General features: G+C 69.3%; 14 protein-coding genes. 4 read left to right on the forward strand and 10 right to left on the reverse strand.

The features are described from left to right. Window positions 1–169: 169 nt before the first annotated feature. The 10 genes from ureC to A7B20_RS10485 form a co-directional block, all read right to left on the reverse strand. Window positions 170–1,879 carry an urease subunit alpha gene (gene ureC, locus A7B20_RS10440; RefSeq protein ID WP_102108519.1) on the reverse strand — a complete coding sequence of 570 codons (1,710 nt, stop codon included), beginning with the start codon at window positions 1,877–1,879 and terminating at the stop codon, window positions 170–172. Between the two features lie 18 nt (window positions 1,880–1,897). After that, on the reverse strand, window positions 1,898–2,212 hold the full coding sequence (locus A7B20_RS10445; protein WP_245866800.1) for an antifreeze protein: 315 nt from the start codon (window positions 2,210–2,212) through the stop codon (window positions 1,898–1,900). Between the two features lie 167 nt (window positions 2,213–2,379). Further along, entirely contained in the window at window positions 2,380–2,865 is a 486-nt protein-coding gene (locus A7B20_RS10450; RefSeq protein WP_102108520.1) for a lysozyme inhibitor LprI family protein, read from the reverse strand. After that, entirely contained in the window at window positions 2,849–3,244 is a 396-nt protein-coding gene (locus A7B20_RS10455) for a carboxymuconolactone decarboxylase family protein (RefSeq protein ID WP_102108521.1), read from the reverse strand. The genes A7B20_RS10450 and A7B20_RS10455 overlap by 17 nt, the downstream gene beginning before the upstream one ends. Beyond that, window positions 3,244–3,603 (reverse strand): lysozyme inhibitor LprI family protein, encoded by a 360-nt coding sequence (locus A7B20_RS10460; RefSeq protein WP_102108522.1) that lies wholly within the window; start codon window positions 3,601–3,603, stop codon window positions 3,244–3,246. The genes A7B20_RS10455 and A7B20_RS10460 overlap by 1 nt, the downstream gene beginning before the upstream one ends. Then, window positions 3,603–4,421, reverse strand: coding sequence for a cyclase family protein (locus A7B20_RS10465; protein ID WP_102108523.1), 819 nt, complete (start codon window positions 4,419–4,421; stop codon window positions 3,603–3,605). Before A7B20_RS10465 ends, A7B20_RS10460 begins: the two co-directional genes overlap by 1 nt. A gap of 36 nt (window positions 4,422–4,457) precedes the next feature. Next, window positions 4,458–4,763 (reverse strand): urease subunit beta, encoded by a 306-nt coding sequence (locus A7B20_RS10470; protein WP_102108524.1) that lies wholly within the window; start codon window positions 4,761–4,763, stop codon window positions 4,458–4,460. 10 nt (window positions 4,764–4,773) lie between these two features. Further along, on the reverse strand, window positions 4,774–5,253 hold the full coding sequence (locus A7B20_RS10475; RefSeq protein ID WP_102108525.1) for a hypothetical protein: 480 nt from the start codon (window positions 5,251–5,253) through the stop codon (window positions 4,774–4,776). A gap of 166 nt (window positions 5,254–5,419) precedes the next feature. Continuing rightward, window positions 5,420–5,722 (reverse strand): urease subunit gamma, encoded by a 303-nt coding sequence (locus tag A7B20_RS10480; RefSeq protein WP_102108526.1) that lies wholly within the window; start codon window positions 5,720–5,722, stop codon window positions 5,420–5,422. 18 nt (window positions 5,723–5,740) lie between these two features. After that, a complete protein-coding gene (locus tag A7B20_RS10485; protein WP_102108527.1) occupies window positions 5,741–6,553 on the reverse strand; it encodes an urease accessory protein UreD in 813 nt (270 codons plus the stop codon). A gap of 188 nt (window positions 6,554–6,741) precedes the next feature. On the opposite strand from A7B20_RS10485, the gene pyrC reads away from it, so the two are divergent. The 4 genes from pyrC (at window position 6,742) to A7B20_RS10505 (ending at window position 11,169) form a co-directional block, all read left to right on the forward strand. Then, window positions 6,742–7,779, forward strand: a complete 1,038-nt coding sequence (pyrC, locus tag A7B20_RS10490) for a dihydroorotase (RefSeq protein WP_102108528.1) — start codon at window positions 6,742–6,744, stop codon at window positions 7,777–7,779. Window positions 7,780–7,882: 103 nt separating this feature from the next. Continuing rightward, window positions 7,883–8,563: an orotate phosphoribosyltransferase gene (locus A7B20_RS10495; protein WP_102108538.1), complete on the forward strand. Its 681-nt coding sequence runs from the start codon at window positions 7,883–7,885 to the stop codon at window positions 8,561–8,563. 218 nt (window positions 8,564–8,781) lie between these two features. Next, entirely contained in the window at window positions 8,782–10,299 is a 1,518-nt protein-coding gene (locus A7B20_RS10500; RefSeq protein WP_102108529.1) for a replicative DNA helicase, read from the forward strand. A gap of 66 nt (window positions 10,300–10,365) precedes the next feature. Continuing rightward, window positions 10,366–11,169, forward strand: coding sequence for a DUF1194 domain-containing protein (locus tag A7B20_RS10505; RefSeq protein WP_102108530.1), 804 nt, complete (start codon window positions 10,366–10,368; stop codon window positions 11,167–11,169). Window positions 11,170–11,268 lie beyond the last annotated feature (99 nt).

Below are 11,268 nucleotides of genomic sequence, written 5' to 3' on the forward strand. Positions count from 1 at the left end.
TCCGTTGGCCTCAAGGTAGGACAGTGTTGCTGACATGAGTACACCCGATGCTGCATCGCGGCATTGCATGGCGTGCAAGGCTTTGAAGTTGTTCATTCCAGTTCCGCCCATTGTCCGGGCAAGGGCCGCGGTCGCCGCCCGAGGATGTGCCGTTCCGCGCTCCATGACGTCAGAACAGGAAGTACCGCTGCGCCATGGGCAGCACGGTGGCGGGCTCGCAGGTCAGAAGCTCGCCATTGGCACGCACCTCGTAGGTCTCGGGATTCACCTCGATCTCGGGCGTGGCGCTGTTCATCACCATGTCGGCCTTGCCGATGCTGCGGGTGTTCTCGACCGCGAGGGTCTGCTTGTTCAGCCCGAGCGCCCCGCGCACGCCCTCCGCCTCGGCCGCCGCCGAGACGAAGGTGACGGCGCAGTGATCGACGGCGCGGCCCATGGCGCCGAACATCGGGCGGGAATAGACGGGCTGGGGCGTCGGGATCGAGGCGTTGGGATCGCCCATCTGGGCGCAGACGATCATGCCGCCCATCAGCACCATCTCGGGCTTCACGCCGAAGAAGGCGGGATTCCAGAGGCAGAGGTCGGCGCGCTTGCCAACCTCGACGCTGCCGATGTGGCGCGAGACGCCGTGGGCGATGGCGGGGTTGATCGTGTATTTGGCGATGTAGCGCTTCACCCGCACGTTGTCGTTGTCGCCCTGTTCCTCGGGCAGGCGCCCCCGCTGCTTCTTCATCTTGTCGGCGGTCTGCCAGGTGCGGATCAGCACCTCGCCCACCCGGCCCATGGCCTGCGAATCCGACGCGATGATCGAGAAGGCACCCACGTCGTGCAGGATGTCCTCGGCCGCGATGGTTTCCTTGCGGATGCGGCTTTCGGCGAAGGACACGTCCTCGGGGATCGAGCGGTCGAGGTGGTGGCAGACCATGAGCATGTCCAGATGCTCTTCCAGCGTGTTCACCGTGTAGGGGCGCGTGGGGTTGGTCGAACTCGGGATCACGTTCGGCAGACCGCAGACCTTGATGATGTCGGGCGCATGGCCCCCGCCGGCCCCTTCGGTGTGGAAGGCGTGGATCGTGCGGCCCCCGATGGCGGCGATGGTGTTTTCGACGAAGCCCGATTCGTTCAGCGTGTCGGTGTGGATCATCACCTGCACGTCCATGTCGTCGGCGACCGAGAGGCAGCAGTCGATGGCGCCGGGGGTGGTTCCCCAGTCCTCGTGCAGCTTCATGGAACAGGCCCCGGCCTTCACCATCTCGACCAGCGCGGCAGGGTCCGAGGCGTTGCCCTTGCCCGAGAAGCCGAGGTTCATCGGCACCGAGTCCACCGCCTGGAGCATCCGCGAGATGTGCCAGGGCCCCGGAGTGCAGGTCGTGGCAAGCGTGCCGTGGGCGGGTCCGGTGCCGCCGCCGAGCATGGTGGTCACGCCCGAGTGCAGCGCGTCCTCGATCTGCTGCGGGCAGATGAAGTGGATGTGGCTGTCGAAGCCCCCCGCGGTCAGGATCCGCCCCTCGCCCGCGATGGCCTCGGTGCCGGGGCCGATGACGATGTCGACGCCTCCTTGGGTGTCGGGATTGCCCGCCTTGCCGATCTTCGCGATCCGCCCGTCGCGCAGGCCCACGTCGGCCTTGTAGATGCCGGTGTGGTCGACGATCAGCGCGTTGGTGATGACGGTGTCCATGGCGCCGTCCGCCCGGGTCGCCTGGGACTGGCCCATGCCGTCGCGGATCACCTTGCCGCCGCCGAACTTCACCTCCTCGCCGTAGGTGGTCAGGTCACGCTCGACCTCGATGACGAGGTCGGTGTCGGCCAGCCGGACCCTGTCGCCGGTGGTGGGGCCGTACATGTCGGCATAGGTCGCGCGGGAGATCGTGGCGGGCATGGCGGCTCCTTCGTCGGGTCAGCGGTGGGTGGGCCCCCGGAGGGACAGGCGGCGGGCGTTGGCGCGGGTCTTCTGGCCGAGCGGCCTCACCGCGGCGTCGAGGATCTGGTCGGGCCGCTTGCCCGCCATCATCGCCTGCGTCGCGGCGAAGGAGGAGGCCATCAGCGCCGGGGCCTTCTCGGCCAGCATCCGGTGGTTCTCGGACGGCGCGACGGCCCAGAGCCCGGCCATGCCGAGCATCCGGTAGGCGATCACGGTCTGCGCCTCGGAGAGCATCCGGGCGGTATTGAACCAGGCGGAGAAGAGGTTGGCGCATCGGGCATTTCGGGGCATCGGGCACACCTTGTCTGGAGCATGGGTGCGCTGCCTGGGGCCGGGGCCGAAGGCGGGCGCATCCGCTTGCTGCGGCGCAGCATCGTCTCCGAACGCGGCGGCGGCAAGGGGGTTCCACGGCATGGGGACATGCGATGGAAGCAGTGCCGGAATTTCAAGCGCTCCGCTCACAGACCGGCCGCGAACAGGCGCAGGTCGTCGGTGCGCGCAAGGGTCAGGCGGGCGAGGCATTCGAGCGTGAGCTGGCCCATGATCGTCCCCCCTGCCCCAAGCTGCGCCTCGGCGGCGCAGGCGGCGTCGCGGAACGGGATCCAGGCGCGCTGCGCGTCCCGCAGCATCGTCGTGGCGGCGACGCCGTTGGTGGTGCCGAGCCTCTCGGCCGTCGCCATGGCCGCCCTGTAGGCGGCGTTCAGCGCCGCATCGGCATCGCGGTAGGCCCGGTCGGCGCAGGCGGTCGCCTCCATCTGGGTCGGCAGGGCGCCGCAGCGGTTGATCGCAGGCGGCTGCCCGTCCGGTGGCGGACCGGGCGGAAACAGCGCCGAGGGGGGCGCGAGGGGCTGAAGCGGTGCCGGCGGCGGCTCGGGCGTCGAGATCTGCGCCGTCGCCGCGAGCGGCAGGAGGATCGCGAGGCAGAGGCTAGGCCAGGAAGGCATCGTCGACCTTCACCTGCAACGCCGTGGCCAGCGCGTTGGTCTGGCTCGCCATGGCGAGCACGGCCAGGAATTCGCCGTACTGCGCTTCGGTCATGCCCTTCGCCTTCGCCGCGGCGGTGTGGGAATGGGCGCAATAGGGACAGCTGTTGGTGATCGACACCGCCATGTAGACCAGCTCCTTCGTCAGCGGATCGAGCGTGCCCGGCCCCATCACCGTCTTCAGCCGCTCCCACGTCGCCTTCAGCAGCGCCGGATCGTGGGCCAGCGCGCGCCAGAAGTTGTTGACGAAATCGCTGCCGCGGGTGGCGCGGATGTCGTCGAAGACGGCCCTTGCCTCGGGAGACAGGTCGGCATCGTCCAGCAGCGGGAGGGTGGCCATCAGAACATCGCCCTCAGCTGGGCGGTGCGGGCGCGGGTCATGTCGTCCATGCAGCTCCAGTAGATCGTCGGTGCGATGGAGCCGCCGGCGAAATCGTCGCGCTCGGATTCGCATTTCGCGTCGCGCCGCTTGAGCCAGGCCCGCTGCTCGTCCAGCAGCGCCTGCCCCCAGCCCGCGGCATCGGCCCGCGGTTTCAGGCGTTTCCAGACGCTGTTCAGCTCGGCATCCGACACCTCCCAGTTGCCCATGGTGCACATGTTGATGTCGAGTTGCGTCTGATACCGCGCGCAGTCCTCGGCGGCGGCGGCGAGCGGGGCGGCGAGCGCGAGGCCCGCCGCAAGGGTCACCACCCGTCCCATCAGACCATCGCGAAGATGCGGGCCGGGCCGCCGGTGCCGCCGCGGTGCTTCGGCGCGCCGACGATGATCGTGGCGCCCGCCGACGGAAGATCGGCCAGGCCCGCGAGGCACTCGATCCCGTAGCGCCCCGCTGGCAGCCAGGCATAGTGGGTCGCGAAGTCGGGCGAGGGTCCGTGGTCGAGCGACAGGGTGTCGACGGCGATGGCCCCTGCCCCGGTCTCCAGCAGCATCGCCGTCGCCTCGGGGTGGAAGCCAGGGAAGTGCAGCTTGCCCTCGCCGTCGCGGCCCGCGAAGGCGTCGCTCCCCAGCTTCTCGGCCCAGCCGGAATAGAGCGCGACCACCGCGCCGTCCGGAATCTCGCCGTTGGCGTCGGTCCAGGCCTTCAGGTCGTCGGGCGTGAGCTGGTAATCGGCGTTCTCGGCCGCCTTCGCGGCCACGTCGACCTTGCAGAGCGGCGCGACGAGGTTGCCGACCGGGATCTCGTCCACCGAGATGCCGTCGGCCGAGAAGTGCAGCGGCGCGTCGATGTGGGTCGCCGTATGCTCGTTGATCGTCATCTCGTAGAGGTTGAAGCCGTCCTTGTCGAAGCTGAACTTCTTGTTCATCGAGATGCCGGGGACGCCGAAGAAGGTCGGGAAATCGGCATCGAGCGTGTGGGTCAGGTCCATGACGCTGCCGTGGCCCGCGGCAAGCGCCGGGGGCGCCGAGATCAGGCCGCCCACGGCGGCGGTGGCGCCGACGGCGGCGGAGGCACGGAAGAAGTCGCGGCGGCTGAGCATTCGCTCCTTCACCGCACCGATCACGCAGGCATCGCACATGGTCTCTCACTCCCCTGTTGCGGCGGCGTGAAGGCGTCAGAGATCGCCCATCACCGCCTGGTTGAACCCGATGACGCGGCGCCGCCCGCCATAGGAGACCAGCCGCACGGAACGGGTCTGGCCCGGCTCGAAGCGTACGGCGGTGCCCGCCGCGATGTCCAGCCGCATGCCGCGCGCCGCCTCCCGGTCGAAGTCGAGCGCGCGGTTCGTCTCGGCGAAATGGTAGTGGCTGCCGACCTGCACCGGCCGGTCCCCGGTGTTGGCGACGTCGAGCTCGATCGCCGCGGCGCCTGCGTTCAGGGTGATCTCACCCGCCATGGTCATCACTTCGCCGGGGATCATCGGCCTCTCCTCAGAACTGGATGTGAAAGCTCAGGACCGCCCCGGCGAGGCCCGACAGAAGGCAGATCGCGACCCAGTAGCAGATCGAGGGGGCGTGCCAGTGGCGGTCGCGGATGCCGCGCCCATGGGCCGCCTCGGCCAGGCCGGGCGGCAGGGCGAGGATGTCGCGCTCCATCGCCACCAGGAAATCGGTATGGCGGTTGATGTCGCGCTGGATGAAGAAGAAGCGCAGGCCGCCGCCCAGGTTGAAGGCGAGCGGCAGGAAATAGATCAGCTGGACCTGCACCATGTCCAGCATGAAGGTGTCGGTGACGTTGTCCCGGTTCACCGCGATCCAGCCGAAGAAGGCGAAGGTGGCGATGACCGAGTGCCGGATCCAGACCTCGCGCTCGGACTGCATCCCGGTGATCCGCGCGAAATACTGCGCGTACTGCTGGGCCGCGAAACGGAAGTCGCGGTCGCTCAGCGGGCCCGCGGGCGGCAGCTCCATGGCTCACGCGAGGCATGGGCGGGCCGCCCGCGGGCGTCCGTTTCTCACCGGCGCACCTTCACCGGGATCGGGATGCGGACGGGCTGGGGTGCGGGGCCGCTCAGGATGGCCTTGAGGACGTCGAGGATCGGTTTCACGGGTGTGCTCCTTTGCTCTCTCCATCCGGTCAGCGGATCGGATGGTGTACGGTGACCAACTTCGTGCCGTCGGGAAAGGTTGCCTCGACCTGGACATCGTGAATCATCGACGCGATCCCCTCCATGCACTGATCGGCGGTAACGACATGGGCCCCCGCCTCCATCAGATCGGCCACGCTGCGCCCGTCGCGGGCGCCCTCGACGACATAGTCCGTGATCAGCGCGATGGCCTCGGGGTGGTTCAATTTGACGCCCCTCTGCAGACGCCCCCGCGCCACCATCGCGGCGACGCTGACCAGCAGCTTGTCCTTTTCCCTGGGTGAGAGGTTCATCCCCGCTCCTTCTTCTTCTCAGACCTGCCAGACCCGGGGCAAGGCTGCGCCCCGGAGCCGTTCGATGATGGCGGCGATCCGCCGCTTCTGCGCCAGCGCGTCGCGCCCCATCGCGCGCACGATGAGCCTGCCGTCCCAGGCGGAGGCGGCGAGGCCCGGAGCCTCGCCGATGATGTCGCGCACCGGCCCGAGCGCATCCTCGGCACCCTCGGACACCAGCGCGACCGTCGTCAGCGCGAGAGCCCCGTCGAGCCCCGCGGCCCCTCGGGCGGCAAGGTCGGCACCGGTGATCCGCAGCGGCTCGATCAGCACCGGGCGGCCCAGCCTGAGGACGCGGCGGCGGTCGGTGAAGTCGAGCGTCGTCAGCGTCTCGCCCATGGCGGTGCGTCCCAGCACGACGGTCTCGGCCATCAGCAGCGTCGCCTCGGCGGCGAGCTGCGCCGTGGTGCGGCGGGACAGGCGCGCGGACTGGAACAGGATCGTCTCCTGCGGCAGCCAGTCGAGCCGGGCGCCCCGCCCGAGGTCGAGGTCCACCGTCACCTCCGCCACCTCGTCGCGGGCGGCATAGGCGCGCTCGGCCGTCTGGGTGGTGCCGGTGGCACGGGCGCCCGGCCCGAGGTTCAGCGCGAAGTGCATCCGGTCGCCGCCCGTCAGCCCGCCCGCGGTGTTCAGGAACACCACCTCGGGCGGCGCGCCGTGCATCTTCGGCAGCATCGCCTTGGCCGAGCCGCTCTGGTGCAGGTCCCTGAGCCCGGCGGCATCCAGGCGCACCCGCGCCGCACCGCGGGTGCGCTGGAGTTTCGGCAGGTCGGTCGTGGCGTTGTCGAGCATCGGGTCTCCGTTCGGCCCCACGCTAATCGGGCGGCGCGGGGGGCAGCAAGGGCGGCGATGTGTCCTTCGACGTCGCGGGCGGCGGCGGCGGAGGCGCTGCCCGTTTTTTGGGCAGCGGGCGGGCGGAACGGCAGGCGGCGGCGAAAAGGCCACTGGAATCCGCCCCGGGCATTGTGTAGCGGGGGACCATGGACCGCCTGACCCTCCGCCGCCCTGACGACTGGCACCTGCACCTGCGCGACGGCGCGATGCTGAAGGCCGTGCTGCCGGAAACCGCCCGTCACTTCGCCCGCGCGCTGGTGATGCCGAACCTCGTGCCGCCGGTGGTGACCGCCGCCGACGCCGCCGACTACCGCGACCGAATCCTCGCCGCGAAGCCCCGTGGTTCGGACTTCCGGCCGCTGATGACGCTGTACCTGACCGAGGACACGCAGGTGCCCGACCTGCGCGCGGCGGCGGAGATTGGGCTGGTCACGGCGGTGAAGCTCTATCCCGCCGGGGCGACCACCAACTCGGCCAGCGGGGTGAAGGACTTCACCAAGGTCCGCCGCGTGCTGGAGAACATGGCCCAGATCGGCCTGCCCCTCTGCGTCCATGGCGAGGTGACGGATCCAGAGGTCGACATCTTCGACCGCGAGGCCGTGTTCATCGAGCGGGTGCTGGATCCGATCCGCCGCGACATCCCCGGCCTGCGCGTCGTGATGGAGCACATCACCACCGCCGACGCCGTCGACTACGTGCGCGACGGCGGCGACGACCTGGCGGCGACGATCACCACCCATCACCTGGTCATCAACCGGAACCACATCCTCGCGGGCGGCATCCGGCCCCATTACTATTGCCTGCCGGTGGCCAAGCGCGAGGTGCACCGCAAGGCGCTGGTCGCCGCGGCGACCTCGGGCGAGGCGCGCTTCTTCCTCGGCACCGATTCGGCGCCGCATCTCGACGCAGCCAAGCTGATGCCCTGCGGCTGCGCGGGCTGCTTCACCGCGACGAACACCCTGTCGATCCTCGCCGAGATGTTCGAGCGGGAGGGCGCGCTGGAGCGGCTGGAGGGCTTCACCTCGCTCCACGGCGCGGCCTTCTACCGGGTGGAGCCGAACGACGCGCGGATCGTGCTGAGCAAGGGCGAGCCGGTGCGCTATCCGCCCGGCATCCTGACCGAGGACGGTGTCGTGACGATGTTCGATCCGGGATTTCCCCTCCACTGGCGTGTCGAGGGCTGAGGGTGCGGACGCCTCCGGCGGGAGTATTTGTGCAAAGAAGAAGACAGGGCGCGGCGCGTGACGGGCGATCGTGTGCGTCGGGTTCGCAACGATGGAGAACGGCATGATACCCACGGGATTTCCGGCGCGGGAGGACATGGCACAGTTGACGGCGCGGATGCTGCTGGAGATCGGCGCGGTGAACTTCAACGCCGAGACGCCCTACATCTTCGCCTCGGGCCTGCCCGCCCCGGTCTATGTCGACTGCCGCAAGCTGATCTCGTTCCCGCGGGTGCGCGGCACGGTGATGGACTTCCTCGCCTGCACCGTCATGCGCGACGCGGGGTTCGAGGCCTTCGACGTGGTGGCGGGCGGCGAGACGGCCGGCATCCCCTTCGGCGCCTGGATGGCCGAGCGGCTGGCGCTGCCGATGACCTACGTGCGCAAGAAGCCGAAGGGATACGGCCGCAACGCCCGGATCGAGGGCGTGATGACCGAGGGGAACCGGGTGCTGCTGGTCGAGGACCTTGCGACGGACGGGGGCAGCAAGCTGTCCTTCGTCGACGCGATCCGCGAGACCGGGGCGAGCTGCGCGCACACGGCGGTCGTCTTCTACTACGGCATCTTCCCGGGCACGCTCGAGACGCTGGAGGGGCACGGCGTGCGGCTGCATCACCTCTGCACCTGGTGGGACGTGCTGGCCGAGGCGCGGGCGCAGGGCAGTTTCGACGCCGCCACCCTGGAGGAGGTCGAGTCCTTCCTGCGCCAGCCCCGCGCCTGGCAGGAGGCGCGGCGCAAGGACTGATCTCCGCCCCTCCCCATCGCCGGGACGCTGCACCATTTTCGCAACGTCAGGTGGTCCGCCGGGCGCAGATGTTGACGGCCGCGCCCGATTCGACGCAAGGTCTGGCGGTGCGCGCGGCCCCGGGACTTGTCCACAGAAACATACAGTTTGCAGGGTCCGCGGCCGGGATTCTATGACCCGCGGACACGTTGGGCAGGACCAGAATCGGGGGCAGTGGCATGAACGAGGTATCGACGGTCAGGATCGCGGCGCTGGAGGCGACGGGGCGCGACGCCGAGGCGGCGGCCGAAGCCCTGCCCCACAACATCGAGGCCGAACAGCAGCTGCTGGGCGCGATCCTCACCAACAACGACATCTTCGACCGTGTCGCCTCGATCATCAACGAGACGCACTTCTACGACCCCGTCCACGCCCGCATCTACGAGATCGCGGCGAGCCGGATCGCGAAGAACGCGCTGGCCTCGCCGGTGACGCTGAAGGCCTTCATGGAGGACGATCCGGGGCTGAAGGAACTGGGCGGCGCCGCCTATCTCATGCGCCTTGCCGGCGCCGCGATCTCGAGCTTCGCGGCGAAGGATTATGCGCAGATGATCCACGACCTCGCGATCCGGCGCGAGCTGATCAGCCTCGGCCGCGACATCAGCGCCAAGGCCGCGAAGGTGGACGTGGAGAGCGAGCCGAAGGAGCAGATCGTCGAGGCCGAGCAGCGGCTCTACAAGCTCGGCGAGGCGGGCCAGGCGAACCAGGGGTTCCAGTCCTTCCTGCGCGCCGTGACCGATGCGGTGAACGTCGCCAACGCCGCCTACCAGCGGGAGGGCGGGCTGTCGGGCGTGTCCACCGGGCTCGTCGATCTCGACAAGAAGCTCGGCGGCCTGCACAAGTCCGACCTTCTGATCCTCGCCGGGCGGCCTTCGATGGGCAAGACGTCGCTGGCCACGAACATCGCCTTCAACATCGCCAAGGCCTACCGGCGCGGTCGGCTGCCCGACGGCACCGAGGGGGCGGTGGATGGCGGCGTGGTCGGCTTCTACTCGCTGGAGATGAGCGCCGAGCAGCTGGCCGCGCGGATCCTGTCCGAGGCGAGCGAGGTGCCGAGCGAGCAGATCCGCCGCGGCGACATGAACGAGACGGAGTTCCGCCGCTTCGTGCAGGCCGCGAAGGACCTCGAGGCCTGCCCGCTGTTCATCGACGACACGCCTGCCCTCCCCATCGCCCAGCTTGCCGCCCGCGCGCGGCGGCTGAAGCGGACCCACGGGCTTGACGCGCTCTTCGTGGACTATCTGCAGCTGGTGCGCGGCACGGGTCGCAGCGAGAACAGGGTGAACGAGATTTCCGAGATCACCATGGGGCTGAAGGCCATCGCGAAAGAGCTGAACATCCCCGTGGTGGCGCTGTCGCAGCTCTCCCGCCAGGTGGAAAGCCGCGAGGACAAGCGGCCGCAGCTTTCGGACCTGCGGGAATCGGGGTCGATCGAGCAGGACGCCGACGTCGTGATGTTCGTGTTCCGCGAGGAATACTACAAGGAGCGCGAGAAGCCCGGCGATCACGAACTGGAAAAGGTCGCCGCCTGGCAGGACGAGATGGAGCGGCTGCACGGCCGCGCCGAGGTGATCATCGGCAAGCAGCGCCACGGGCCCATCGGCACGGTGGACCTGTCCTTCGAGGGCCGCTTCACCCGCTTCGGCAACCTGGTGAAACCCTGGCAGAACGACGGGCGTGACGACGTCGGCTTCTGAGCGGCCTTCTGCCTCTCTGACCTTTCTGTGACTTTACAGGCGTCGGGGTTGTGTCACCCTGACGCCATGCGCGTTCTCGGTCTGATGATCCTCCTGCTGGTCGCCGCCTTTCCCGCCCGGGCACAGGAGGTCGAGGTGGACGTGGAGCTTCTGCTGCTGGTCGACGTCTCCCGCTCGATGTCGCCGACCGAACTCGAGATCCAGCGGCGCGGCTATGCCGAGGCGATCCTGTCGCCGACGGTGATCGAGGCGGTGCGAAACGGACTCCTCGGGCGCACCGCGGTCTCCTATGTCGAATGGGCGGGGTCGCATTCGCAGCGGGTGGTCGTGGACTGGATGCTCCTCGAGGACGAGGCGGACGCGCGCGCCTTCGCCGACAGCCTGACCGCCACCTTCAGCCTGACCATGCGGCGCACCTCGCTCTCGGGGGCCATCGACTTCGGCGCGCGCAGCCTGCGCGACAACGGCTTCCGGGGCCTGCGGCGGGTGATGGACATCTCCGGCGACGGGCCGAACAACGAGGGCGGGCCGGTGCTGCCCGCCCGCGACGCGGCGCTGGCGCAGGGGCTGATCATCAACGGACTGCCGCTGATGACCGAAGGCGGCCGCTACGACCGCTGGAGCCTCGAGGATCTGGACCAGTATTACCTGAACTGCGTGATCGGCGGGCCCGGCGCCTTCGCGATCCCCGTCACCGACTGGGCGCAGTTCGCCGAGGCCGTGCGCCGCAAGCTGGTGCTGGAACTTGTCGGCACGCCCGTGGCGGTGCCGCAGAAGGCGCAGTACAGCGGAGTGACGCCCCAGGGCTACGACTGCCTGATCGGCGAGAAGATGTGGGAGAGCAACCGGCGCTACTGGACCGAGCCCTGAGGAATGGCCGGGATCCCCGCCTACACCGGCGCGCGCCGGCCCGGGTTACTTCCGCAGGACCCATTGACCGCCGCGCGTGTCCGGCCACGGCGCCGAAAG

Source organism: Oceaniglobus roseus (genome assembly GCF_002869745.1).
Taxonomy (GTDB): domain Bacteria; phylum Pseudomonadota; class Alphaproteobacteria; order Rhodobacterales; family Rhodobacteraceae; genus Oceaniglobus; species Oceaniglobus roseus.